Source organism: Thermococcus sp. CX2, assembly GCF_012027555.1.
GTDB lineage: Archaea > Methanobacteriota_B > Thermococci > Thermococcales > Thermococcaceae > Thermococcus.
Map to the genome: position 1 here is coordinate 141,623 of NZ_SNUQ01000001.1, position 25,227 is coordinate 166,849.

Below are 25,227 nucleotides of genomic sequence, written 5' to 3' on the forward strand. Positions count from 1 at the left end.
CAAAATTGAAAGGAAAAGGGCGGCAGAATCAGAGATCTTTTCCGGCTATGTAAATTCTCTTCGTCTTTCCTGGTTTCCTTGGGAGGCCTTCTCTGAGTTTCACCAGTGGCACTGCCTCGATGATCAACCCAGCCTGCTTTGATTCCTCAACTTCATACCTTACCGGGTTGTTCGCCTCGTAGATGAGCTCTCTGACCTCGTCCTCTATTCCCGCCGGCTTATTTCCGCTGTAGGCGATCCGAATGATGGCCTTTGGCTTTGGATTCTCGGGAGAGAGCGGGTGGTAAATTATCACGAAGTCGAGGAGGTCGGGATGGTCGTAAACTATCTCCATAATCTGGTCGATGTGGAGCTTAGCCCCGGCAAGGCTCACAACGTCCTTGATGCGGATTATGTTTTTGACCTTACCGTCGACGACCCTTGCAAGGTCTCCTATGTCGTAGTTGAAGAGCGGAAGGCCAGTCAGCTCGCCGTCCCTCATCACCTTAGTGATGTACATGCGCTTGTATTCACTGTAGTTATCACCGTTATCCTTCAACACGACGATAGACTCGGTAAAATGGAACTCACTCATCTTCTTCTTTGTTATTACACGGTAGCTGGTTATAGCGTCCTCGGTCGAGCCGAAGTTGTCAATTATCACGGCATTCTCAAACAGCTCAAGCGTCGCCATGGCAAGTTCCTTTGTCAGTGTCTCTCCTCCGACCACTATCGTCTGAATGTCCTTCTTTATGTCCTCCGGGAGGATCAGTCCGAGGTTGTATGCTGTGGCTGTGAGACAGAAGAGGGCGGTTGGTCTTATATCCCTGAGCTCCTTTAAAAGGAGGTTCCTGTCCATGAGGTACTGGATGGGAACTTGATAATAGGCCACCTTGGCGTCGAGGGCCTCAAAGCCGCCGAAGGCAAACATTCCGGAGGATGAGGGCAGCGGCGGGAAGAATGATGCAATCCTGTCGCCTTTGTCCATGTATTCTCTTACCCATGGTTCTATCTGCCTGCCCGTCCTAAAGCGGTCGTCCTTGGTATAGGGTATCCTCTTTGGCCTGCCGGTCGTTCCGCTCGTCCTCATGACGGTGTAGAAAACCCTGCCTTCTTTAATGTAGCGGGGCCACACTTCGTCTATTTTATAGAGATCATGGGGGGTTATGTTTATCCTCTCGGTCAGAGAGGCTATGTCCTCTGGTTTAATTTCCTCTGGTTTAAGCCCCGAGAACTTCTCCCTCCAGAGCTCGGTGGTCTCTATGGCTTTCTCAACTGTGTACCTGAAATCTTCAACCCCATTTTTATCAAGCCTTCCCAAAATCAGGCTCACAGGAGTTCACCGAGTCAGTAGTTTGAGTTAACAATATTTAATTGTTAGGGTTTATCCAATCAAATTCGCAGAAGAATCCATTGGGAAAGGTTTTTATACTCTCCCAGTTAGAACACCTACCATGGATTATCAGAGGGTGTTGGATAAACTCCATATAAATCCTTTGCATGTTGGGAAAACTGAAACGAAGGAGTACCTTAGAGAAGTTTTTGAGTTTCACATGACCAATACTCCCCACTGGAAGAGGGTTATTTCTGCCGCGCGTCTGGATTTAGATGAGCTTTTCCAGGGCACTTTGGAGGAGGTCTTCGAAAAAATCTTTAACTCAGGTCTGGCCGTCGACGAGGAATATCTGCGCCATAACTGGCTGGAGTTCATCCCTAACAACTATTCGGGCAGAATCCGCTTTTACCAGTCTTCTGGAACCACGAGAGAAAGGGCAATTGGTCACTGGGATAGGGATTATCTGAAAGCACTCCACATGTACCTTAGGGAATCTCTCGATGAAATCTACGGCCTGGAGGAGATTTATGATGAAGAACACCAGATGAAGGCACTGGCCCATGGCCCCTACGGTTGGTATCAAGACGAAATAAGCGAGCTTGTATGGAGTTACGGGGGCGTTTTGTACTTTATAGGGATGGAGACGAATGGACTGAAGAAGGTCTACGCGAAGCATGGCCTTGAGGCCATCCTTAAAATCCTCGATCCCCTCGTGAGGTACACAAAGCGCGTGATGGAGAAGGATACGATAAACACTGTAAGATCAGCACCCCCCTTGATGGCCCTCTTTGAACCATACCGTGAGAACATTGAGACTGCCATAATAAGCGGTGTTGGGATCAACTACGAGTTCTTCCAACACCTTTCCGAAAAGTTTGAGAACGCCACTCTGATACCCCTTTACGGCTACTATGCCTTTGGGGATCTAGTTGGTATCCAGAAAGGAAGGAGCTTCTGGTATTATCCGAACTATCCATTCACGATAATCTTTCCTCTGAAGCAGGAAGACGGATACAAGATAGTGAAACACGGTGAAAGGGGACAGGTGGGAATGATAATCGCCAGGCCGGAGGTTTTAATAGTTAAGCTTGAGGATGAAACTGCCCTCAGAACTCCTGCTGAGGGACCGTTTAGATGGGACGGGTTTGGGGACCCTAAAAGAAGGGTGGGGTGAAATGAATTGGATAGTATCCAAGCGCTTGTCTTTGTTGAGGCAATCATCGTAATGGCAGCAGATTTAATTGCTGCAGGATTGATCTTCCGTATATACCTCCATAATAAGAGACGGTCTGCTCTCGCGTTCTCAGTGGCGTGGATCTTTGATTTCATTGCCATATTTCTCACGTCTCTCAGCGATCCGGTTCTTCAGTTGCTCGGTTCGATATCCCTCCCGGTGTTTTCATCGCTTATATTCTACGGGGCCATAGAATTCCTTGAAGAGGAATCAATATGCGTGCAGCACAGAACCCTCGTGATGCTTGTTCCGATGCCGGTACTCTTCATGTTGTATATGCTTGGTGCTAACATATATACTCAAGACCCCATGTGGACCGCAACAAGCGCTGCTACCTTGGGCATAAGCGGGATATTTGTCATCGCCGGTGGGCTCTTGCTCAGAGAGACCGAGGAGATATACAAGAGTGCTATTAAGTATCTTTACTTGAGCATTATACTCTTCGGGCTGCACTTGGTACCTGCTGCGCTCTTTGGACTCAACGACTGGTACCGGCCTATAGGATTCACCATTTCAACCGTACTGATAGTTAGCATGGTAATCGCGATGTTGAAGCTCGTATCGTCGGAATCCTTCAGACCCCCCACGAAAGAAAATGGGAATCCCGTGGACATCAAGCCCGGAGTTCTTGTTCTAGATTGGCAGGAATACCGGAAGATCAAGAAACTACTAAACGATGCACCAGTGCTCGCTTTTATCAGAGACGTACTGGACGTTTCGGACAAATGGACGTACTACTTTGTCACCACTATCCCCTTCAAGGGTAAGTTCAAGAATACCATATACCCCACAGACCTAGCGAGGATAACCGAGATTTCCTACAGGTATCTGGAAGAGTTTTCACGGTCAGGAAAGCATGGAATAATTGTAATTGACTGTTTGGAATACCTCATGGTCTACAACTCCTGGGAAAGCCTCATGAAGTTTCTGTCCAAACTCAGGGACTTCGTCATCGTCAACAACGGCACTCTCATCATCGTTTTGGAGAAGGAGAGCCTAGACTCCCGGTTCTATGCCCAGCTCAGAAAGCTCGTTGAGTAAAAGGTAACCTTATATACCTCTTTTTTCAATCCCAATAATGCCCCTGCGCGAGGACCCCGGGGAGAATGAACCGGGGGGCGATGCGGGGGCTACAGCTCGGCCTCAGCGAGGTCCCCACGGGAGGGCCTTCCGCGTTACGGAGCGCAATGACCGTGGGAAACCCAGGCCGAGCACAGCGAAGGCCCGCCTGGGTTAGCCCGCCCGAGTCCGCCGTCAGGCATCGATGGGGGCGGGAGTTACGGGCGGGCCATAGCATGAACATTTGTGTTCTCTGCAAATTTTGCATTATGGGCCCAGATAATTGCAAAATCTGTATAGAAAAGGTTTATTTATTCTTGCACGATATTAACAAATGTGAGAAACATGCAAGGTTTGAATACCCAGCCGGAAGACTTTGACAGCAAGATACAGGAGATAATCCCGTGGGCAAGACCAAATCCGCTGACCGAGGTTATGGACGAGAAAGAACGGGAGAAACTCGAAGTCATCGAGATCGTGGAGAACCTTGCCGACCATGGAGAGCTCCCCAGTGAAGTCGAGCTCCTCATTAAGAAGCCGAAAAAAGAAGAGCTGATGGAGGAGTGAGTGTTCTTTCCTACGATCTTATGTGGGTTATCAGTTCATGGGCTTTCCTGATGTCTGGAGGAGTTCTTAATAAAGCACGACCTCCACGGTCTCCCCCTCTAAGTAACCCTCGCTGTCCTCTGGAATCACGATGTAGCCGTTGCTCTTGACGAGCGAGCTGATTATCCCGCTACCCTTCTTCTTAATCGGCCTTGCCGTTCCGTTTTCGTACCAGACCTTCACGAACTCGTAGCGGCCGAGTTGCGAGGGAACCCTCTCGGTCAGCTCCGCGCGAACCTTAACTGGCCTGAAGTCGGCCCCTGCAAGCTTTGCTAAGGCGTACTTGGCGAAGAGGTGGAACTGAGCAAAGACTGCCACGGGGTAGCCGCTCATTATGAAGACCTTTTCTCCATAACCCACAGGTCTGCCGGGCTTTATCGTCGTGCCGTGGAAGAGCAGCCTAACGAAGCGGTGCGCGAAGTCCTTGTCACCGAAGGCACTTCCACCAGTGACGAGGACGAGGTCGTTCTCGGCCTTGGCCTTTTCTATTGCTGCTTTAATTTTCTCCTCGTCGTCCGGGATGACGCCGTAGAAGACTGGCTCCCCGAAGTACTGCCGCACTAATCCCTTGAGCAGGGCGGAGTTGCTCTCGAGTATCTTGCCGGCTTTAAGGGCTTCCTCGTCGAACTCCTCGACAAGCTCATCTCCAGTTACGATTATCCCAACGCGGGGCTTTCTTTTGACCTTGACACTCTTAAACCCGATGCTCTTGAGCAGACTGACATCTTGTGGCCTGAGAATCTGTCCCTTTCTCAGGACGACCTCGCCCTTCTTCACGTCCTCACCGGCGAAGGCCACGTTCTGGCCCGGGGCTACCGGTCTCAGGACGTAAATCCTGTCTCCCTCGCGCTTCACCATCTCCTGCATTATTACTGCATTCGCGCCCTTGGGCATTTTGTTGCCCGTCATCAGCTTCACGGCCTTTCCGCTGGTGACCTCTTTCCCGCTCTCCATGCCGGCGGTTATCTCGTCTATGACCTCAAGCTCTACCGGGTGGTACTCCCTCGCCTGGAAGGTGTCCTCTGCTCTAACTGCGTAGCCATCGACGGCCGAACGGTCAAAGGGAGGGCTGTCTATGGGAGAAACAACGTCCTCAGCTAAGACCCTGCCATAGGCCTCGTCGAGTGGTACTTTTTCAACCCCGTCTATTTCCCTCAGGTCATTGAGCATCAGCTCAAAGGCTTCCTTGTATGGAGTCAAGCGTTTGAACTCCCTCATAGTCACTCCCTCGCGTGCTTTAGAACGTGGTAGGCTTCGCGCTTGATTATCTCCACCCCGGTCTTAACCGCGTTGATGCTTCCGGGCAGACAGAAGACGACCGTGGCCTTTTCACCGCTCCTGATGATTCCGGCGGTTGCCCTGGTGAGAACCGCAGCTGTTCCAACCTCTTCAAAGCTTTTGAGCCTGAAGATCTCGCCGAAGCCGGCCAGCTCTTTATCGAAGAGGGGCCGTAAGCTCTCTATCGTGACGTCCCTGCTCGTTATCCCCGTTCCGCCGGTGGTGACGACCACGTCAGCGCCTTTCTCAACCGACTCAATGACGGCCTTTATGATGGCCAGCTTTTCGTCGGGGACTATCGTGTAATGAACATTTTCGTTTCCAGCCTCAGTGAGGGTCTCAACCAGGAACTTTCCGCTCGCGTCTTCCTTTTCTCCCCTGCTCGCGGTGTCGCTGACGGTTATGACTGCAAACTTAAACCTTTTGGGCGCTTTCTTCCTGTGCTCTTCGGTTCCCATCCTATCACCCGAAAATCCTTTGCAGGCAGGGTTAATAACCTTTTCATTGGTAAGCGGAAGCGTTTAACAGCTCGGCGCAAGCGTTAATAAGGCCACCGCGGACGTTCTCCCATGGAATTCGGGCACTTCATCAGGCCTTTCGAGCGGGAGATGCTCGCCCTCAGCAACGCGCCCCATCGGGGCGGACTTGTAAGGGCCAACGGATTCTTCTTTATGATGGTGCACAAGAACTACTCAGGGGATTATAAGGCCGATTGTAGGAGGTTCGAGCTGGAGAACGGATTGAGGGATTACGTCGGCTTCATGACGGCAGCAGACGTGAGGAAGGTTCTTTCTATATCCAGAGTCAGAAGCGTCGAGGCTTACATCACCGCGGGGGTGACGAACCCAGCCATAGCCGGCGAAGTTCCCCCGCCGTGGAAACCCGGAACCATAAACATCGCCCTCGTGATAAACGAAGGCCTAACTGTCGGTGCCATGGCAAACGCGATAATGACTGCCACTGAAGCAAAGACTTACACCCTGCTGAGACTCGGCTACAACGCCACCGGGACGACGAGCGACAGCATAGGGGTTTTTGCTTATCCTGGAGAGAAGGAATGGGCAGGAACTGCAACCGAGCTCGGAATTTCGATAGGGAAAGCCGTCAGGAAGGCCCTTGAGGAGAGCCTGAGAAAGTGGGAGAAAACCAGAAGTTAGGTGGCCTTCAGCTCCATCAGCCTTCTGTAGAGCTCTTCCACCTTCTTCGAGACGTCCTCTGGCGAAAAGCCGGCTTTAACTGCGAGCCATGTCGCTCCACCGGCCCCTACGCCTTCCTTAACGTAGCCGTTCTCATAGTCCCTCAGGCCTTTGAACTCGCTCTTTGAGAAGTTTAAATCCGCTGCATAGCTGATTACCCCTATCTCCTTGGCCGTCTCGATGAAGGTTGAGCTCCTGTCATTGATCACCCACCTGGTTGTCGCTATCATGAATCTGTCCAGATCCTCATCGAGGGCTTTTAGCAGAGCGGCCACTGCCAACATTTGCGTCCCGCCTGCTAGAACAACCTCCCCGGTGAAGCCCTGCGAGATTCCTATAACTGCCGCCATCATGGGGTCGCCGAACTGTTTGAGTGCTTCAAGGGGTTTCTCTTTGAAGTCTCCAGGCTTTATTCCAGCCCTTTCAAAGCCTGCTTTTATAACCTCCTCCTTTAGGCTCTGGGGATTGTTCGGTGCTGCGGAGGAAGTCCTCGCTTCGTAGCCGAGGGCCCAGAGAACGGCCTGAGCTGTTGTTGTTCCACCGGGTGTGGATTCACCTATGACGAGTTCCTCTATCGGGAGCTTGGACAACTCCTCTCCGAAGAGCCTTGCCCTCTCAATTATCTCCTCAGCCCCCGGAAGGGCAGGCTCTTTCCTGAAGTCCCTGCCAACGTGGTCGCTGATGTGGACGTGAGGCACGAGAGGAGCTAGGTAAGTTCCACCGCGGACTATTATCAGCGGGAAGTTTGCAAGCTCCCTGGCGGCCTTGGTTATTATAGCCGGCGTCGGGTGCCCCTCGGGCGTTACTGGAATGACATCTATGATTTTTGGCTTCTCATAGAAAAGATACTCCGCGTCAGCCGGTGGGGTGAGCTTTGTTAATTCGGGCGTCGCCCCGGCGACGCTTATTCCAGGCACGGTGCTTATCTCTGTGTTCCCAAGGACAATCAGCATGAGACTCTTCATAGCATCACCGCTGGAGGTTTTATCCAACAGGTTTATATGTTCTTCGTCCACCTCCAATGGGGGTGTGAATGGGAAAAGCCCTAATGATTCAGGGAACTTCCTCCGGAGCTGGAAAATCCCTCCTCGTCATGGCTCTGTGCCGGATCTTCTCGAACTTGGATTATGACGTTGTCCCGTTTAAAAGCCAGAACATGAGCCTGAACTCCGCACCGAGCATAGAAGGCGGCGAAATAAGTCGTGCCCAGTACCTCCAGGCAGTAGCCTGCAGAAAGAAGCCCTCGGTAAGGTTCAATCCGATACTCCTCAAGCCCGAGGGTAACATGAGGAGCCAAGTTGTGTTTATGGGAAAGCCCATAGGGAGCGTTTCAGCCAGGGAATACATGCTCTCCCGGAAGGAGGAGCTCTTTCGGAAGGCCATGCGGGTTCTGGATGAACTCATGGCGGAGCACGAGATTGTGATAATCGAAGGTGCAGGCTCACCCGTTGAGATTAACCTCAAGGACTACGACATAGCCAACATGCGCGTTGCGAGGCACGCCAAAGCGAAGACCATCCTCGTTACCGACATTGACCGCGGTGGGAGCTTCGCTTCTATAGTGGGCACGATGGAGCTCTTGAGCGAGGAGAAGCGAAACCTAATCCTTGGCTTTGTCTTCAACAAGTTCCGCGGCGATGCCTCCCTGCTGGAGCCAGGCTTCGAATATCTGGAGAAGCGCTACGGGAAGCCCACCCTCGGAGTCGTTCCCTACGTCGAGCACAAGTTGCCAGAAGAGGACTCTCTGACGAGCTTTCCGAAGGTTAATGGCGAGCTCCACATCCAGATAGTCAAGCTTCCCCACATAAGCAACTTTACCGACTTTGAGCCCCTTCACTGGGCCAATGGGGTGGACTACGTTACAAAAGCAGAGGAAATCGAGGGCGATTTAATAATAATCCCCGGGAGCAAGAACACCGTCGAGGACTTGCTCTGGATGCGCGAGAACGGAATAGAGGACGCGATAATCCAGGCTCACCGCGAAGGCTCTTTCGTCGTTGGAATCTGCGGCGGCTTTCAAATGCTCGGGGAGAAGATAATCGACAACGTCGAATCGAAGCGCGGTGAGGTCAGGGGCATTGGACTGCTGCCCGCTAAAACGATCTTCACGCCCGTTAAGCGGACAAACCACCTGAAGGCCGAAATCCTCTGGGAGTCGGCTAAGAGAATGAGCGTTGAGGGCTACGAGATAAGGATGGGCCGCTCAACCTCAGAGAGGCCCTTCTCGATAATACGCGAGATAAACGGTGCTAAGGCCGTTGAGCCCGAAGGGGCCCTTGGTGAGAGAGCCTTTGGGACCTATCTACACGGCATCTTCCATAACTTCGCCTTCACGGAGCGGCTCCTCAACTTCCTGCGGGTGGAGAAAGGGCTTGAGCCGATAAGCGTTGATGGATGGAGCATCGAAGAAGAGATAGAGCGCTTTGCTAGGATTGTTGAGAAGAACCTCGACGTGGGATACATCCTCTCGGAGCTCGGATTAGGTTAGCAATCCTCTTCGCAAGCTCCAGCTCTTCAGGAGTGTTCACATTTAAGGCTAACAGGGGATTTGTGAACTCAAAAAATCTCTCTCCTTCTTCAGCGACGGCATTCAGCCCAACGATTGCATAACCCCGGTAAACTACTGGATTCAAGTCTCCCGGTACCTTTTCAAGCGGAAGGACCCCTGTCAGGCTCGTTTTTCCGTCGAAGGCCTTCTCGATAAGCCAAAAATCCGAGGCCTTCACAAAGGGGATATCGGCGGAGACGCTTACGAATGGGCCGAACTCACTCAAAAGCCACTGGATGTCTTGGACGTAGTCTTTTCCCGGCGTCTCAATGAAGGGAATCCCTTCCCTGAGGCAGAGCTCCCTTGTTTTGGGGGTGTTCCGCGATAGAGCAACGAGGACGTCGTCAACTTTCCCCGCTTCTTCGTAGACCCAGAGGAGCATCGGCTTACCGGCCACCTTGAGGACAGGCTTTTCCTGCCCCATGCGGGTTGATTTGCCTCCGGCGAGGATGATTATCATGTATACCACCAAACGAAAGCCAGAACCAAAAGCGTCCCAGCCCTCGTTATCTCCGCTATTGCACCTATGCAGTCGCCGTTTATCCCGCCGAAGTTGTCGAGGGCAACTTTGATGGTATAACCTCCGAAGGCCAGACCGAGGAGCGAGACCAGGGCATTCTGCTCATAGACAATTACAGGGACGAGGAGAATGGCGTAGAAGATGAGCCCGCCGAGAAGCTGGCCGCTGTTCATCTTCTCCATGAAGTATGCCCCAAGCCCTTGGCCGAGCGGTTTCCTGGTTGCCAGCGCGAGGAGCATGGCGAGCTTTGAGTTTAGCTCCGCCAGGAAGAGGGCGTAGAAAGGAACGAGCTGGAGGGAATAGACTTGGAGGAACAGAACCATGACCACCGCGAAGAGACCCGCTATCCCGGTGTTCAGATCCTTCATCGCCTTTATTTTCCTCTCGCGGTCGCCTTTAACCATCACTCCGTCGGCGAAGTCCGCCAGACCGTCAAGGTGGAGAAGACCGATGGTGAGGTAGAGCGCCAAGACCGCCAGGACGTTCGAGAGGGGAAGTTTTAAGTAGAGGACAAGCGTCGGGAGCGCCGAACTCACCAAAGCGACGAGTGGAAAGGCCCAGAGCTCCTCGCGAGCTTTCTCGAAGTTGCCCTTGATTGGCACCCGTGTCAGGAAGGGGAGGAGGTTTTTCATGGCTCAGTCCTCCGAAAGGAGCTTCGTCATGCAGCCCGCTATGAAGCCGCCTACTGCATCGTCCAAAAAGGGCGGCAGCTCCTTCAGTATTCCGGGCTTTCTCGTGTCATAGTAGAAGAAATTGAAGAGAGCCATTTTACCCCCGATGTATTCCGCTATGCTTATCCCGATGAGCTCGTCGGCGACTAAGTTCACGGGGTCACCTCCAACGTCAAAATTCTCCTCGAGGAGGAGCGCCGCCATGAGCAGAGACTGAACGTTGATGTCATTAAGATATCTCAGCATCGTCTCCTCCAGCAGTTCTCTAACGTCTCCGGCATTTTCGCCGATGTAGAGCTCCATCGCGGTGTCGAGCATCTTTTCAAGGGTTATGCCCTTTGATTCAAGTTTCCTGAGGATTTCTCCGGCTCTCATTCTCTCACCAGCCTGAACTTCAGCCACCAGTAGGTCTCGCTCTCATCTACCTTCTGCGGCTTCAGCTCAAAACTTCCCTCAAACAGCGGGCACTTTAAGACCACCGTGTGGAACTCAGCGAACTCGCCGAGGGGGTCAATGCCGGGGTTTGCATCGAGGAAGCGCTCCAAATCCTCAACCGAGCGGAAGGTGTAGCCGAGCCATTCCTTGGAGAGATTCTCCTTGTTGACCGCGATTATCGCGTATTCAAATCCCGCTTCGATTATCTCTCTCGCGAGCTCAAGCGTGTCCCTGCCCCATAGAGGCTCCAAGACTTTAACGTCCGCTCCTTCGGCCAGCCGTTCGATCCACTCCAGGTGGTCTTCGAGCAGCACATCCCCCGCGACGAGGTAATCAACGCCGAGCGAACCGATGAATTCAGCTAAAGCCTCGCTCCCTTTTGCCATGTCAAAGATCAGAAGCTCCTTTCCCATAGCTCCGGCGAGCTTTTCCAGCTCGCTCAGGTTCTCGTAGTGCGGCGAGAGTCCGATGGTGGTCTTCAGGACGAGGAAATACGGGACACTTATGCCGCTTTTCTGGACTAAATAAGTTGCATAAAGCCCGTCCTTGCCGCCTGAGAATAAGGCGATGCCCTTGCCTCCGTTCATCGTCATCCCCTACCATTTGGGACTTGGACGTTTTATCCTTTTGGGTGAGGTTTATAACCCAGTCCTGAAAGCTTAGGATATGCTGCTCCACTTCAGCGAGCTTGAGAGGATTGGCAATATCTACGTAAACCCGAGGAATCTGAAGTCACGTCCCCTGCTTTTGAGGGACTGGCGAGACTTTCTCAGCCTCGAGGAGAAGGTTTACGGCCTCTACGCGAGGACGATTTACAATCCGGAGCAGCGTTTTATGGTCCTCAACGAGAAAGACGAAAAAGTAGCAGGGGAGCTTGAGGCGCTCTACCGCGAGTTCCTGAACGAGCCGCTCCGCTTCTGCCACGAGGAGTATTACAGCTATCAGCTCGAGGTTAGGAGTTTCGATGGTCTGCCATTCGCCAACGGCTGGGTCGGTTCGGGTGTTGTTTTGGTCGGCGAAGCACCGGGAAGGAAGGGATGCGGATTAACTGGAATATGCTTCTATCGCGACGCCTCGGGAATGCTGCTCAGGAAAGCCCTCTTTGCCCTCGATGTGAACCCCGACTTTGTCTACATCACCAACGTCGTCAAGTGCAATCCGCCGGGGAATAAGCTTAAGGGCTTCGACAAACGGGAGCTCGGCCTTCTGGAGAGGGAGCTTGAAATTTTGAGACCTAAATCAATTTTTGCCATCGGCAGAACTGCAGAGAAGGCCCTAAAAAGGCTTGGCTTTGATGCAACCTATCTAAGACACCCCGCCTGGTACGTGCGCAGGGGCTTGAGGGAACCTAACGAGGAGATGCTCAGTGAATACACCCAGATAAAGGAGGTTTTCGGGGAATGGAGGCTTTAGCGATTTTTGTGGTTGCGCTCCTGTGGGATCTAATCCTCGGCGAGCCGCCCGCTTTAGTCCATCCCACCGTCTGGTTCGGCAGGCTAATCGGCCTCTTTGATGGGATATACAGAAGAAGAAGCCCGATTTTGGACTTTCTCGCCGGGACCGTTGCTTCTCTCTTTGTCATCACCTTCGCCTTCGCCCTTTCCAAGCTTCCGGAGCTTCTGCCAGGGTGGCTAGGTTTCGCTCTGGGCGTTTACCTTCTAAAAAGCTCCTTCGCAATTAAAAGCCTCGCCCAGCACGTGGAGAACACGGTGAGGGACGACATAGAAGAGCAGAGGAAGTACGTGGGCTGGATAGTCAGCAGGGACGTCTCAAAGCTCGATAGGGCCCATCTCAATTCAGCGGCCATAGAGAGCCTCGCCGAGAATATCACAGACAGCATCGTTGCTCCGCTGTTCTACTACCTCCTCTTTGGTCTGCCAGGAGCTCTTGTTTACCGTGCTGTGAATACTATGGACGCCATGATAGGCTACCGCGATGAAAGGCACGAGTATTTTGGCAAGTTTGCGGCAAGGCTCGATGACGTTCTCAACTTCATCCCCGCTAGAATAACGGTCATCCTCTTCCTGCCGCTCAGTCCGAAAAAGGTTCTCGAATACTGGGGGAAGGCGAAGTTTAAGATAAACGCCGACAAGCCCATAGCAGCGATGAGCGCCGTCCTCGGCGTCTGGCTTGAGAAAGAAGGGGTTTATCGCTTTGAAGGCAGGGAGCCGATGCTTGATGACATTAAGAAGGCTCTCGGGGTTTATTGGATTGTTGTGGGGGAGTGGGTTTTAATATGCCTTGCACTTTTGTTTGTGGGGGTGTGTCCATGCTTAAGCCTGTAAGCTTCAAGGCCCACCACGGCGGTGCGAGGGAAGAAGGTTTGCTCGACTTCTCCGCTTCTCTGAATCCGCATCTCCCGGAATGGCTAGATGATATGTTTAACCGAGCAAAAGAGCTGAGCGGCCGTTACTTGTACTGGGAAAAGCTCGAGGAAGAGCTTTCGGAGTTAGTTGGTGAACCCCTGACGGTGACGGCCGGAATCACTGAGGCGCTCTATCTAATCGGCATCCTCGCGATGAGGGAAAAGCGCAAGGTAGTAATCCCACGCCACACCTACGAGGAGTACGAGAGAGTAGCGAGGATTTTCGGCACGGAGGTAATCAAAGGCCCAAACGATCCAGAGAAGCTTGCCGAACTCGTGGAGAAGGAGAGTATCGTTTTCTTCTGCAACCCCAACAACCCCGACGGTAAGTTCTACTCGCCAAAGGAGCTCAAGCCTCTTCTCGATGTCGTCGAAGACAAAGGCGCACTCCTCATACTTGACGAGGCCTTCATAGACTTTGTCAAAGGGGCGAAAAGTCCCGAAGGGGAAAACCTCGTGAAGCTCAGGACCTTCACCAAGAGCTACGGCCTACCGGGGATACGGGTCGGCTACGTCATCGGCTTCGAGGAGGCCTTTAAAAGCGTCCGCATGCCCTGGAGCATAGGCTCGCTCGGCTACGCTTTTCTGGAGTTCCTCATCGAGGACGGCTTCGAGCACCTCAAGAAAACGATGCCGCTCATCTGGGGTGAGAAGGAGCGGATGGAAAAGGCCCTGAACATCAAAAGCGACGCCAACTTCTTCATAAAAAATGTCGGCAATGCGAGGGGAACCGTCGAACGGCTGAAGGAGAAGGGGATCCTCGTGAGGGACTGCACGAGCTTTGGTTTGCCTCAGTACGTCCGCTTCAGCGTGAGGAAAAGAGAGGAGAATGAGAGGCTTATTGAGGCATTCAGGGAGCTTGGCCTTTGATTCCAACGAACCACAGCCTTGATGCGTTTGGCCCGAGCTCCCGTCTTTCGTCCCCGTATATCCTGACCTCGTCAAAGTACTTCTCTGCCAAGAGGCGCATCTCTCGCGCTGTGTATATGTTTAGAACCTCGTGGACGTGGAATGCTCTAACTTTCCCGTTTGACTTCACGATTTGAACGAGGTACCTGAGGTGCAGCATCTGGCTTGCGTTTTCCACCTCCTTCCAGCCAGTCGTTACCACGACCTCGTCTCCGTTCTTCTCCTCCCATATGTCCACCCCTCTGAAGCACATGAAGGCGACGTTCGACCAGTCCGCGACGAAAACTCCACCTGGCTTTAATGCATTAATTACAGAATTAAATAATTCTTTAATTCTGTGCTCGTCGAAGTAGCAGATGCTGGAGAAGAACATAGTCACCGCGTCGAACTCCTCACGGAATCCCAGCTCTGCGGCGTCTCCTTGTATGAACTCCACGTTCAATCCTTCCCGCTCGGCCTTCCTGCGGGCGACGCTGAGCATCTCCTCCTGGAGATCCAGTCCAACAACCTCGTAGCCCCTCCTAGCAAGTTCGAGGGTTGGAACCCCCGTTCCGCAGGCCAGGTCAAGGACTCGCTTAACCTCCACGCGCGCGTCATTCCTAAAAATCTCCTCGACAAAATCAATCTCCCCTGCTATTCCCTCGACTCTCCTGCGGTATATGACATCGTAGTATTCAGCAAGTAAGGTGTAAAGCTCCCCCATACTAAGCACCCTATCGCTGGACCCCACGGGATTAAAGGCGCGAAAACCTTTTAAGGCTATGCACCATTAGGGGCATCGGTGGTGCCTATCGTCCACCGTAAGACTGAAAGCAACTGAACTTCAGCCCGCGTTTTTCGCTTCTGGGTTAGTTCAGACTCCTCTAGCACTGCCAAAGGGATTAACCTTTTTAAACGCCCTTTCTGATAGGGAAACTATCACTGAAAAAGCCTCAGGTAGGTGGTAAGATGCTCCCGAAGAATTACAACCCGCAGGAAATCGAACCCAAGTGGCAGAAGTTCTGGCTGGATGAAAAAATCTACAAATACGAGCTCGACGAGAAGAGACCGAGCTACGCAATTGACACGCCCCCGCCGTTCACGAGCGGAACGCTCCACCTTGGTCATGTGCTCAGCCACACCTGGATTGACATAGTGGCCCGTTACAAGAGAATGACCGGCTACAACGTGCTCTTCCCGCAGGGCTTCGACAACCACGGCCTTCCGACTGAGCTGAAGGTGGAGAAGGAGTTCGGAATCAGCAAGGATCAGCCAGAGAAGTTCCTTCAGAAATGTGTTGAGTGGACCTGGCAGGCCATCGAGGCCATGCGCAACCAGTTCATAAGGATAGGCTATTCCGCCGACTGGGATCTGGAGTACCACACAATGGACGATTGGTACAAGGCAACGGTCCAGAAGTCCCTCCTGGAGTTCTACAAGAAGGGAATGCTCTACCGCGACGAGCACCCCGTTTACTGGTGTCCGAGATGTAGGACGAGCCTTGCCAAGGCCGAGGTAGGTTATGTTGAGGAAGACGGCTTTCTCTACTACATAAAGCTCCCGCTTGCTGACGGCTCCGGTTACGTCCCGATAGCCACTACCAGACCGGAGCTTATGCCGGCCTGTGTTGCGGTATTTGTCCACCCTGACGATGAGAGGTATAAGGACGTTGTCGGCAAGAAGGTGAAGCTCCCGATATTCGAGAGGGAAGTGCCGGTTATAGCCGACGAGGACGTTGACCCGACCTTTGGAACCGGTGCCGTTTACAACTGTACCTACGGCGATGAGCAGGACGTTGTGTGGCAGAAGCGCTACAACCTGCCGGTTATCATAGCCATCAACGAGGACGGCACTATGAACGAGAGGGCCGGCAAGTACGCCGGCATGAAGACCGAGGAGGCAAGGAAGGCCATCGCCGAAGACCTTGAGAAGATGGGCCTTCTCTACAAGAAGGAGAAGATAACCCACCGCGTCCTGAGGCACACCGAGAGGAGCTCCTGTATGGCCCCAATCGAGCTCCTGCCGAAGAAGCAGTGGTTCATAAAGGTGAAGGACTTCACGGACGAGATTGTGAAAGTGGCAGAGAAAATCAACTGGTATCCGAGCGATATGTTCCTCCGCCTCAAGGACTGGGCCGAGTCAATGGACTGGGATTGGGTTATAAGCAGGCAGCGCGTCTTTGGAACCCCAATCCCGTTCTGGGTCTGTAAGAACGGCCACGTAGTTCCTGCCAGAGAGGAAGACCTGCCAGTTGACCCGCGCTTTGACAAGCCGCCCGTTGAGAAGTGCCCAGTCTGCGGTGCCGAGCTCGAGCCTGTAACTGACGTCCTTGACTGTTGGGTGGATTCGAGCATTACACCGCTCATCATCACCAAGTGGGGCAAGGACGAGAAGTGGTTCAAGCACAACTTCCCGACGGCTCTGAGGCCGCAGGGAACCGACATCATCAGGACGTGGGCATTCTACACAATATTCAGGACCTACGTGCTCACCGGGGAAAAGCCCTGGGACGACATCCTCATCAACGGAATGGTGGCTGGTCCAGACGGAAGGAAGATGAGCAAGAGCTACGGTAACGTCGTTGCACCGGACGAGGTGATTCCAAAGTACGGAGCCGACGCCCTGAGACTCTGGACTGCTCTGGCTCCTCAGGGCGAAGATCATCCATTCAAGTGGGAGACCGTCGACTACAACTACCGCTTCCTCCAGAAGGTCTGGAACATCTACCGCTTCGCCGAGAGGCACCTCGAAGGCTTCGACTACGAGGCAGCAAAAGGCATTGAGCTCGAACCCATAGACAGGTGGATACTCTCGAGACTTCACAGGCTCATCAAGTTCGCCACGGAGGAAATGGAGAAGTACCGCTTCAACCTGCTCACGAGGGAGCTGATAACCTTCGTCTGGCACGAGGTCGCTGACGACTACATCGAGATGATCAAGTACCGCCTCTACGGCGACGACGAGGAGAGCAAGCTTAAGGCTAAGGTGGCTTTATACGAGCTGCTCTACAACGTCATGCTCCTGCTCGCTCCGTTCGCGCCGCACATCACGGAGGAGCTCTACCAGAACCTCTTCAAAGAACGCATCGGAGCGAAGAGCGTCCACCTCCTCGAGTGGCCGAAGTACGACGAAGGCAGGATTGACGAGAACGCCGAGAAGCTCGGCGAGCTGGCCAGGGAGATAGTAGGTGTCATGAGGCGCTACAAGAACTCCCACGGCTTGGCGTTAAACGCCAAGCTCAAGCACGTGGCGATCTACGCTACCGACTCCTATGAGATGCTGAAGGCCATCGAAAAGGACATCGCTGGAACTATGAACATCGAGAAGCTTGAGATAATCAAGGGCGAGCCGGAGCTCGAGGAGCGCATCGTCGAGATAAAGCCGAACTTCAGGAGCGTTGGGCCGCGCTACGGAAAGCTCGTGCCCAAGATTACCGCCTACCTCAAGGAGAACGCCGATGCCATAGCAAAGGCCCTCAAGGAGAGTGGAAGGGTCGAGTTCGAGGTTGAAGGACAGAAGGTCGAGCTCAACAAGGACGACATCGTGCTGAGGAAGGCGGTTTTCAGCGAGGGCGAAGAGGTGGAGACGGCGGTAGTTGGCGATGCAGTAATCCTGTTCTTCTGAACTTTTCTTTCTCTAATTTGTCGGAGAACGAGAAAGAGGAACGTTCAGCAGTTGTAGCACAGCATCGCGGCCTTCTTGAGGAGTATGACCCTGTAAGCCTTGCCGTTGATTATCCTCGGGTTGGAAATCTTGTTGAGGTGGTGCATCCGCTTCCTCTCGAGCGCGACGAGATTTAACTCGCGCAGAACCTTGACGAAGTCCTCCCAGCGTATCTTGAGCCACTTGGAGTACTCGTCAAACAGCTCCTTCTCGACAACGCGGTAAACTTTCCCGTTAATCATATAGCGCGTTGCATGCTTTGGAAGCTCCTTCCTCAGGCGCCAGCGGGCGTGGAGTGGTGACTGGACGTCATAGACCGCCTCATCCATATCTTTGCCCTCAACCATCATCCTGAGCAGAATCTCGAGTATGTGGTTTATCCTGTCTGGAACGCCAACGATGTCGCCCCTGAGGACTATCTTCCTGCGCCGAACTTTTATCCCCGCTGCCTCAAGCTCCTCTCCGATTTTTGGAGTGGTCTTCTTCTTTGTACCCCCTGTATCAACGATTCCACCGATGATAAAGGCCCTAACGCCAAAATCTTCTTCGCTTAAGACCTCGTCAGCCCAGGGATCGAGCAGAACGACCTCATCGATGCCTTCGCTCTTCAGAAACTCTGTGGTCGGGCCCTCGTGGAGAGTGACTTTGTCGAGAGGCATGTTGGCCATTTCCCTGAACTCTTCGTTCGCCCACGTAACAGCTAAGCGGTCGCCCGTGAAGTAGTCCCTCAGCAGGCCGTAGCACTGCGCTAATTGGAGGCAGACCTTGCCCTTCTCCTTCTGGGTGTGCTTGTCCCAGTGCATCAAGTCAACGATGAAGTATGGCCACTCCGGGATGGCCTTCTTGATGTCCTCAGCCGTTATGACCGCCTCAAAGCGGTGGGCGAGGTTCTTCGGAATGAATGCGTAGATCGCATCCTTCGTCGTCCCGTTCTCCAAGTCCCAGGCTATCGCCGTCGGCTCCTCGACCTTACCGATGTAGCCGTAACCCTCGAGCACGTGGATTGCTATATCCTGCAGTCTGTCTTTAGTGTCCCTCTTTGGCACTCTCTTCGATAGCGTGCCGACCTTGTCTATGCCCCTACTAACTAATAGCTTCCTGAAGACGTCGCTGAGCTTCTCCATGGTCATCGGGCGGGGAAACGGGTGAGGAGTTAAAAGCCTTTCCATCCGAATCTGGTTAAGGTTAAAGAATAAAGAAAAACTGTATTCAAAAAGAAAACAATAAGATATCAAAAGATCTGGATTCTGTGCTCTTTTGAGAGTCTTATGGTGTAGTGCCTCGGTTTGAACTCTGGGACAAGAGATTTGGGCACCAGTATAGTCTCTTCCAGACCCATGTTGTCAGTGCTGGAAATAAACTCTATGATTTGGTCGCTAAGACTATAGAACCACGCCGTTACATAATCGGGAACAGCATCTCTGTTCAGGAGGGAGACTGTGACAATATTAAACTTATTTTCCCTTATTGCCGCTTTCTCAAAGCTCGCAAGTGATGCCCTTATTAGGTTGTCCATGGTCTGTTTTCCGAATTCGTGATAAAGTCCTTCCAGAGTCGATGCAAGACCAACAACTGTTGAGTTCTTAGGAATTTTTGACGCAATCGTGCCATATATCTTGAGTAATTTTGGGATTCCAGTGTCGTCACTCCAATCTTTTATCTGAACAATATATGGCCGGTTATCGGGTATTTTATACTTGGAGCCAAAGAGGTCAATTATGTAAAGCTTTCCTGCTTTTGCTTCTTTTTCAATATCCAATCCAACGCATCTGGTCCTCAACTGAAGTTTTGAAATTGGCAAGGTTGTATTTAATATGACTCCAATTGCTCCTTGATCAATCATACTCTTAAAGATCTTCAAACCCAATAACCATCCCAATGACCTCCTATCGTAGGCTATCAAAAGATTTCCCATATCAACTATTCCTCCGCCCAAGGCGGAATCAATCTCCTCTATACCAGTCTTGACAACACCTACCATAATACCACCACTGAGATTCCCTGTTGAATATTAAAAAATTTTCTGGTATTTCTGTAACAATATATTATAATCACTTGGAAAATCTCCAAAATCACAAAATCCTTCGAGATACATGATAAGAATGCAAAGGTTCTTTACTCAGAACAACTGTGGCGAGGTATTTATTTTAGTAGTTGTCTACGGAGATTAATTGGGATGTTGCAGAGGGCCATGTTTATGACCACCTTCAGGAGGTTGAGCTCCATCGGGGTTTTGGTGTCTTCTACCGCCCTCAGGAGGAAGGATCTTATAAATAACAAAATTCAAAGAAGTGCAGTTCTTCAACGAAAAATTACTGAGAAATAAATACATCCAGAACTGCAAGAGCGGATAGCTGGGGGATGGCTGAAAGAGAGCCTAAGAGACACCGTGTTCCGATCCAAATAACTTCGGGCTCAAAAGTAGTAAAGCCCCTTGACAGGGTGACTTATAACAGGTCTTGTTTCATCGAAGAGGCTATTTAGAAAGGATTCTATTCTCTGAAACCGGCTCAGAATGGCAAAAAGCTATTTTGGTGCCCCGGCCGGGATTTGAACCCGGGGCGCGGGCTCGAAAGGCCCGCATGTTTGACCGGGCTACACCACCGGGGCTCGATAGTTAAGGACTTATGAACGCTTAAAAATCTTTCGCCTGAGGCTCCCTATTTTAAAAAGCACCAACGGAAATTACCTTGTGTAGTACGCTACCGCCATTCCAAAGTAGCTTGGACAGGCGTAGGCGCTTGCCTTCAGCTCCATTGGAATAACCCTTAACGCTCCGTGCATAATCAACAACTGCCAGTAGCTGTCGGGTTTAGCCCGCTCTATGAACTCTTCGCTGAGATTCAGGAGCCCTTCAAGTCTGTTCTCGTTTATTAGCTCCATCACGAGCTCGTCGTATTCTTTGGACTCTGGCGCGTAGCCATAGGGGCCGTTGGGGTCGTGAGCGTGTCCGTGATCGGCGCTGATTATGAGGCCGACCTTTTTGTAGTAACCCTCGAGGGTTTTAGCTAAAATCTCACCGAAGCGGATGAGCGTTTCCCTTGGCACTTTCCTCGCTGGTGTTACCACCACGAGGGGCCTTTTCTCGAGGAAGTGGAGCGGTATCAGCTCGCCCCAGCTCAGCGGGAAGCGGGAGTACTCTCCACTCAAAGCCCCGAAGTTGATGTCCACTACAGGGATCTTGGCGTTCTTTGCGTTGGTGTATATCCTCCCCGCGAGCTCTCTATCGGTCTCGTACTCCCCCGGAAGCTCGACGCCATCAAACCCTAGCCACGAGATGAGGTGCTCGGCAAAGACAACCCCAATGTGATCGCTCATTCTGAGGTTGTGGGGCGTTACGAGGACGTAGGCATCCAAACCGCTGAACTCCTTCCCTATCCCTCTCAGAAGTTCAGCAAGCCTTTTCGTTTCCTCGTCCTTCGGGGCAAGGACATCGTTGCCGTGGGGCATCATAGCTATTCCAGCAAGCATCGGCACCACCGTTGATAGTTCTCGCCGCGATGATAAACCTTTTGAAGGCAAAAAGTTACTCCCACCGATGCTCGCCGTTAAGGTTCACAAACGCGAGGCCGAAAGGGTTAGGAGAAGGCTTTTGGAGCTCGGCGTTTTGGCCAAGGGCTACTCCGTGAAGCGCGAGGGAGATTACGTCCTTTTTCCCGTCACTAGGCCAGTCGAGGGTTTCGAGTTAATCGATGATGAATTCGAGCGAACCGAAAAGAGGCCCCACAGCTACCGCGAGGTCGTAGAGGTTCCCGAGGAGGTCAGGCCCCTTCTTCCGAGTTCCTTCGACATCATCGGCGACATCGCAATAATCGAGCTCCCCGAGGAGCTCATGCCCTATGGAAGAGCCATTGGAGAGGCCATCCTCAAGGTTCACCGCCACATAAAGGCCGTCTTCGCTAAGGGGAGCAAAGTCGAGGGAGAATACCGCGTCAGGGAGCTTATTCACCTCGCTGGTGAGAGGAGAACCGAGACTATCCATAAGGAGAACGGGATAAGGCTGAAGCTCGACGTTGCGAAGGTCTACTTCTCGCCCCGCCTGGCAACGGAGAGGATGAGGATTTTTGAGAAAACCCGGCCTGGAGAGGTCATCTTCGATATGTTCGCGGGGGTTGGGCCCTACTCAGTCCTCCTCGCGAAGAAAGCAAAGCTCGTCTTCGCCTGCGACATCAACCCCTGGGCGGTGGGATACCTCGAAGAGAACAGGCTCCTCAACAAGACTCCCAATGTTCTTCCAATCCTCGGCGACGTGAGGAGAATCGCTGGAAAAATCGAAGCTGATAGGGTAATAATGAACCTCCCCAAGTTCGCTGACCGCTTTTTGAGGGAGGCCATGTTGAGCGTTAAAAACGGTGGGGTAGTCCACTACTACGGCTTCGGCCCTGAAGAAGACCTCTTCTCGGAGCACGAGGCAAAGATAAAGGGAGTTGCCAGAGAGCTCGGCTTCCGCGTGGAGTTCTTAGAGGGACGAAAGGTCCGCCCCTACGCGCCGAGGCAGTTCAACATAGCCATAGACTTCCGGGTGCTGAAGTGATGTTCTGAGTGTAGAACACCTCGGCTGTGAGTGGCCGATTGCTTCATTGATCCACGTGCAAAAAGAGATGCAAAACGGGGAAAAGAAAGCCTCACTTCCCCGCTATCTTCACGTCCTCGAACCTTATGAAGGGCGTAGTTACGGCCGTCATGAAGGGCATTACCGTGACTTCCTTGCTGACCTCGCTGGCTTGCTTGAGCAGCTCGTAGACGTTTCCAGCGATGAGGAACACGCTCGAGCCTACTACCTCGCCATCCTCGATGAGGTACGCTGGATTCGCCGTCACCGCGAAGTTTCCGTTGTCGGGGTTGCTTGAGTGGGCACCCTGGAAGCCGTCCACGAAGTAGCCGTGCTTTATCTCGCCTATCATGTCCTCGAAGCTCTTCTTTCCGTTCTCGATTACGACGTTGTGGAAGCCTATGTTTATTCCTCCGCTTCTCAGGTCCCTCTTTCCGTTACCCGTGCTCTCCGTCCCGTAAACCTTCGCCCAGTAGTTGTCCCAGACGAAGCCCTTAAAGGTGCCCTTCTCGATGAGGACGTTCTTCCTCGTTGGAACACCCTCGCCGTCCGCTATGACTGGCTCGATGCTCAGTTCGTGGAACGGGTCGTCGTAAATAGTCAGCACTTCGCTCGCTACAGCTTCTCCAACCTTCCCAGCGAGGGGCGTGGTTTCCTTGACGAGCTTCTCACCGCTGAAGGCAGGGAATAGGGCGTAGCTCAGGAGTCCGGCTATGGCCCATGGACCGAGGATTATGGGAACTTCCTCGTTCTTGCTGGCCTTGACGTTGTAGGCCCAGCCGACCTTCCGGACGACCCTCTCGACTACTCCTTCAACGTCGAGGTTCAAATCTCTGCGCGCGTCGAAGTCGAATATGCCCGGCGTCACCACGCCGCCTTTCCTTCCCACGAGCTCGAAGAAGATGTAGGCCATCCCTCCCTCCTGGAAGACATCTACCCCGTGGGAGTTGACGATGTGCTTTTCCTCCCAAGTTACGCCGCCTTCACCTCCAGCAACGACGGCATTTGGGTCTTTCTCGCGGGCGAGCTTTATACCCCTGACGACCATCTCGACGAGCTGGTCGGGAGAGGCCTCCTTGAGCTCCTTGTTCGGCTTGACTGGCTCGCGGTATTTGCCCGGCTCGGGGAGGGAGTCCCACTTCTCATCCCTGCTGTTGAGCCTCGCCATCTTTGCAGCAGTCTCTATCGCTTCCTTAATCCGCTCGGGCTCCTCGCTGTCTATTATAGCTAAACCGAGGCGCTTCTCCTTTATTCCACGGATTATCGTGATCGCCCTGCTCTTAACGCTGGCCATTGAAATCTCGTTGAGCTCGATGCTGGCACTAACGCCCCTCGTTCTGTAGATGGCAATCTCGAGCTCGTCAAAAAATCTCTCGCCAAAGCGTATGAGTTCTTCCATTTCCACCACCTCACCCGATGAGTATTCCCCCATCGAAGCGCATGTGCGGCCCGCCAGAGCTTACGAAGGCAGTCTGTCCCTTGCCGCAGAAGCCGACCTCAAGGCCAAAGTCCTTGCCGACCGCGCTTATCTTCTTGAGGGCCTCTATGGCAACTCCAGTAATCGAGGTGTCCCTTATCGGCTCGGCTATTTCGCCATTCCTGATGACGTACCCTTCCTGGATTCCGACTTGGAATGCGCTGTTCAGCTGGGCCTGGCCGCCGCGGAAGTCTACCACGTAGTAGCCGAACTTGATGTCCTCTATTAGCTCTTCAAAGGAGTAGTCTCCAGGCTCAAAAACGGTGTTGCGCATCCTGATTATCGGCGGGTAGGTGTAATCCTGAGCCCTCGCGTGTCCGTTCGGCTCCATGTTCCACTTTGCCGCATACTCGCGGTTGAACATTATCTCTTTCAGGATTCCGTTCTCGATGATGTGGATGTCCTTAACGGGGACGCCTTCGTCGTCGTACTTGTCGTTGCCAAAACCTCCCTCAACGTAACGCTCGCTCATTGTGACGTACTCAGGGGCAATCTGCTTTCCAATGAGATCCTTGAAGGGCGAGTTTATGGTCAGGTCAGCCTCGGCCAAGTGGCCCAAAGCCTCGTGGGCGATGATGCCGACGACTATTGGGCCAGCAACTATCGGGAACTCGCCGCGCTTTGGAGCGATGCCGTCCAGCTGGGAGTGCATCTTCCTGAGGAGCCTCTCGGTTACCTTCTCGTTGGGTTCATGTTCAGTCATGAGCTCCCAGCCGTAGTCCACCGCTCCGATGCTGTCCCTCGCCATGGCGAGCTTTCCGTCTTTCTTTCCAGTGACGTAGGTTCCCTGGAAGAGGTAGTTGTAGTCCCGGGTAATGTGCGTCCCCTCGTTCGTGAGGAGAACCTTTTCTCCACTGCCGTCCTCGTAACGAATCTGAACGGACTTAACGGCCTCGTCCTCCTTGAGAAGCCTTTCAAGCTCAAGGAGGTGCGTCACCTTCTCCTCGACGTCTATCTCGGCGGGTTTGATTTTCATCTTGCTCTTCACGAAGTCCTGGACGGGCTTTATCTCAGCCAGCTCTATCTTCTCCTTCTTGGTCTGGGAGGCGGCTTTTGCAAGTTTGTAAGCCTCCTCAATGGCCCTCTCAAGGTTCTCCAGCCTGTTCGTTGAAGAGAAACCCCAAGCACCATCGGCGAGAACCCTTATTGCGACACCCTGCTGGAGCTTCCCGGTGAAGCTCGTAAAAACACCGTCTTTGAGTCCGAGAGTCGTCTTCTTCAGGCTTTCATAGCGCAGCTCTATGTAGTCCGCCTTCAGGTTGTCCTCAGCCCATCTAAGGGCCTTCTCAAGTGCCTCCATGGTCATCACCGTTTACGTTTGTCCATTAATGCCTCCGCAGTCAACGTATAAAAGTCTTTTGAGCATTCAGATGGGAATCGAAAGGGCAAAGCTTTTCAATTCCTTGGTTGAGTGTGTTCA

Annotated in this window: 24 protein-coding genes and 1 tRNA gene; 10 read left to right on the forward strand and 15 right to left on the reverse strand. The window is 52.7% G+C overall.

What is annotated here, in order from left to right; translation table 11 throughout:
• Positions 1-28: 28 nt before the first annotated feature.
• Complete coding sequence (locus E3E23_RS00835) at positions 29-1,312, reverse strand: AMP-binding protein (protein ID WP_167905707.1); 1,284 nt, start codon at positions 1,310-1,312, stop codon at positions 29-31.
• A 121-nt stretch (positions 1,313-1,433) separates the two neighbouring features.
• On the opposite strand from E3E23_RS00835, the gene E3E23_RS00840 reads away from it, so the two are divergent.
• The 3 genes from E3E23_RS00840 (at position 1,434) to E3E23_RS00850 (ending at position 4,175) form a co-directional block, all read left to right on the forward strand.
• Positions 1,434-2,489: a hypothetical protein gene (locus E3E23_RS00840; RefSeq protein WP_167905708.1), complete on the forward strand. Its 1,056-nt coding sequence runs from the start codon at positions 1,434-1,436 to the stop codon at positions 2,487-2,489.
• A 6-nt stretch (positions 2,490-2,495) separates the two neighbouring features.
• The gene (locus tag E3E23_RS00845) at positions 2,496-3,590 is read left to right on the forward strand and encodes a DUF835 domain-containing protein (protein ID WP_240920708.1); all 1,095 of its coding nucleotides are present in this window, start codon (positions 2,496-2,498) and stop codon (positions 3,588-3,590) included.
• Positions 3,591-3,953: 363 nt separating this feature from the next.
• A complete protein-coding gene (locus E3E23_RS00850) occupies positions 3,954-4,175 on the forward strand; it encodes a hypothetical protein (RefSeq protein ID WP_167906501.1) in 222 nt (73 codons plus the stop codon).
• Positions 4,176-4,241: 66 nt separating this feature from the next.
• On the opposite strand, the gene glp is transcribed toward E3E23_RS00850, so the two are convergent.
• Positions 4,242-5,432, reverse strand: a complete 1,191-nt coding sequence (glp, locus tag E3E23_RS00855; protein ID WP_167905709.1) for a gephyrin-like molybdotransferase Glp — start codon at positions 5,430-5,432, stop codon at positions 4,242-4,244.
• Between the two features lie 2 nt (positions 5,433-5,434).
• Positions 5,435-5,950, reverse strand: a complete 516-nt coding sequence (locus tag E3E23_RS00860) for a molybdenum cofactor biosynthesis protein B (RefSeq protein WP_167905711.1) — start codon at positions 5,948-5,950, stop codon at positions 5,435-5,437.
• A 111-nt stretch (positions 5,951-6,061) separates the two neighbouring features.
• Between E3E23_RS00860 and E3E23_RS00865 the strand changes: the two genes are divergently transcribed.
• The gene (locus E3E23_RS00865; RefSeq protein ID WP_167905713.1) at positions 6,062-6,649 is read left to right on the forward strand and encodes an adenosylcobinamide amidohydrolase; all 588 of its coding nucleotides are present in this window, start codon (positions 6,062-6,064) and stop codon (positions 6,647-6,649) included.
• On the opposite strand, the gene cobT is transcribed toward E3E23_RS00865, so the two are convergent.
• A complete protein-coding gene (gene cobT / locus E3E23_RS00870) occupies positions 6,646-7,653 on the reverse strand; it encodes a nicotinate mononucleotide-dependent phosphoribosyltransferase CobT (RefSeq protein ID WP_167905715.1) in 1,008 nt (335 codons plus the stop codon). The two genes, E3E23_RS00865 and cobT, sit on opposite strands and share 4 nt — an antisense overlap.
• Before the next feature lie 68 nt (positions 7,654-7,721).
• On the opposite strand from cobT, the gene E3E23_RS00875 reads away from it, so the two are divergent.
• Entirely contained in the window at positions 7,722-9,176 is a 1,455-nt protein-coding gene (locus E3E23_RS00875) for a cobyric acid synthase (RefSeq protein WP_167905717.1), read from the forward strand.
• Here the strand turns inward: E3E23_RS00875 and E3E23_RS00880 are convergent.
• From E3E23_RS00880 to E3E23_RS00895, 4 genes are read right to left on the reverse strand one after another with little or no spacing between them, the layout of a single operon-like run.
• Positions 9,115-9,696 (reverse strand): NTP transferase domain-containing protein, encoded by a 582-nt coding sequence (locus E3E23_RS00880; RefSeq protein WP_167905719.1) that lies wholly within the window; start codon positions 9,694-9,696, stop codon positions 9,115-9,117. The genes E3E23_RS00875 and E3E23_RS00880 overlap by 62 nt on opposite strands.
• Positions 9,693-10,388, reverse strand: a complete 696-nt coding sequence (cobS, locus tag E3E23_RS00885) for an adenosylcobinamide-GDP ribazoletransferase (protein WP_167905721.1) — start codon at positions 10,386-10,388, stop codon at positions 9,693-9,695. The genes E3E23_RS00880 and cobS overlap by 4 nt, the downstream gene beginning before the upstream one ends.
• A 3-nt stretch (positions 10,389-10,391) precedes the next feature.
• On the reverse strand, positions 10,392-10,802 hold the full coding sequence (gene cobZ / locus E3E23_RS00890; RefSeq protein WP_167905723.1) for an alpha-ribazole phosphatase CobZ: 411 nt from the start codon (positions 10,800-10,802) through the stop codon (positions 10,392-10,394).
• On the reverse strand, positions 10,799-11,455 hold the full coding sequence (locus tag E3E23_RS00895) for a diphthine--ammonia ligase family protein (RefSeq protein WP_240920709.1): 657 nt from the start codon (positions 11,453-11,455) through the stop codon (positions 10,799-10,801). Before E3E23_RS00895 ends, cobZ begins: the two co-directional genes overlap by 4 nt.
• Positions 11,456-11,528: 73 nt before the next feature.
• Between E3E23_RS00895 and E3E23_RS00900 the strand changes: the two genes are divergently transcribed.
• The 3 genes from E3E23_RS00900 to E3E23_RS00910 are packed head-to-tail and all read left to right on the forward strand — an operon-like array spanning position 11,529 to position 14,097.
• On the forward strand, positions 11,529-12,275 hold the full coding sequence (locus E3E23_RS00900) for a uracil-DNA glycosylase family protein (RefSeq protein WP_167905725.1): 747 nt from the start codon (positions 11,529-11,531) through the stop codon (positions 12,273-12,275).
• Positions 12,263-13,147 (forward strand): adenosylcobinamide-phosphate synthase CbiB, encoded by an 885-nt coding sequence (gene cbiB / locus E3E23_RS00905; RefSeq protein WP_167905727.1) that lies wholly within the window; start codon positions 12,263-12,265, stop codon positions 13,145-13,147. The genes E3E23_RS00900 and cbiB overlap by 13 nt, the downstream gene beginning before the upstream one ends.
• On the forward strand, positions 13,132-14,097 hold the full coding sequence (locus E3E23_RS00910) for an aminotransferase class I/II-fold pyridoxal phosphate-dependent enzyme (protein ID WP_167905729.1): 966 nt from the start codon (positions 13,132-13,134) through the stop codon (positions 14,095-14,097). Before cbiB ends, E3E23_RS00910 begins: the two co-directional genes overlap by 16 nt.
• On the opposite strand, the gene E3E23_RS00915 is transcribed toward E3E23_RS00910, so the two are convergent.
• Positions 14,078-14,839 (reverse strand): class I SAM-dependent methyltransferase, encoded by a 762-nt coding sequence (locus tag E3E23_RS00915; protein ID WP_167905731.1) that lies wholly within the window; start codon positions 14,837-14,839, stop codon positions 14,078-14,080. The two genes, E3E23_RS00910 and E3E23_RS00915, sit on opposite strands and share 20 nt — an antisense overlap.
• 245 nt (positions 14,840-15,084) lie before the next feature.
• Between E3E23_RS00915 and E3E23_RS00920 the strand changes: the two genes are divergently transcribed.
• Positions 15,085-17,739 (forward strand): valine--tRNA ligase, encoded by a 2,655-nt coding sequence (locus E3E23_RS00920; RefSeq protein ID WP_167905733.1) that lies wholly within the window; start codon positions 15,085-15,087, stop codon positions 17,737-17,739.
• A 44-nt stretch (positions 17,740-17,783) separates the two neighbouring features.
• Here E3E23_RS00920 and trm10 read toward each other — a convergent pair whose 3' ends face one another.
• The 4 genes from trm10 to E3E23_RS00940 form a co-directional block, all read right to left on the reverse strand.
• Positions 17,784-18,902, reverse strand: coding sequence for a tRNA (guanine(9)-/adenine(9)-N1)-methyltransferase (trm10, locus tag E3E23_RS00925; protein ID WP_167906505.1), 1,119 nt, complete (start codon positions 18,900-18,902; stop codon positions 17,784-17,786).
• A gap of 107 nt (positions 18,903-19,009) precedes the next feature.
• Positions 19,010-19,759, reverse strand: a complete 750-nt coding sequence (locus E3E23_RS00930) for a hypothetical protein (protein ID WP_167905735.1) — start codon at positions 19,757-19,759, stop codon at positions 19,010-19,012.
• Positions 19,760-20,310: 551 nt separating this feature from the next.
• Positions 20,311-20,388 (reverse strand) — tRNA-Glu (locus tag E3E23_RS00935).
• 75 nt (positions 20,389-20,463) lie between these two features.
• A complete protein-coding gene (locus tag E3E23_RS00940) occupies positions 20,464-21,249 on the reverse strand; it encodes an extradiol dioxygenase (RefSeq protein ID WP_167906507.1) in 786 nt (261 codons plus the stop codon).
• 67 nt (positions 21,250-21,316) lie between these two features.
• On the opposite strand from E3E23_RS00940, the gene E3E23_RS00945 reads away from it, so the two are divergent.
• Positions 21,317-22,312, forward strand: coding sequence for a class I SAM-dependent methyltransferase family protein (locus E3E23_RS00945; protein ID WP_167905737.1), 996 nt, complete (start codon positions 21,317-21,319; stop codon positions 22,310-22,312).
• 91 nt (positions 22,313-22,403) lie between these two features.
• On the opposite strand, the gene E3E23_RS00950 is transcribed toward E3E23_RS00945, so the two are convergent.
• On the reverse strand, positions 22,404-23,729 hold the full coding sequence (locus tag E3E23_RS00950; protein WP_167905739.1) for a TldD/PmbA family protein: 1,326 nt from the start codon (positions 23,727-23,729) through the stop codon (positions 22,404-22,406).
• A gap of 10 nt (positions 23,730-23,739) precedes the next feature.
• Positions 23,740-25,107: a TldD/PmbA family protein gene (locus E3E23_RS00955; protein WP_167906509.1), complete on the reverse strand. Its 1,368-nt coding sequence runs from the start codon at positions 25,105-25,107 to the stop codon at positions 23,740-23,742.
• Positions 25,108-25,227: the final 120 nt, after the last annotated feature.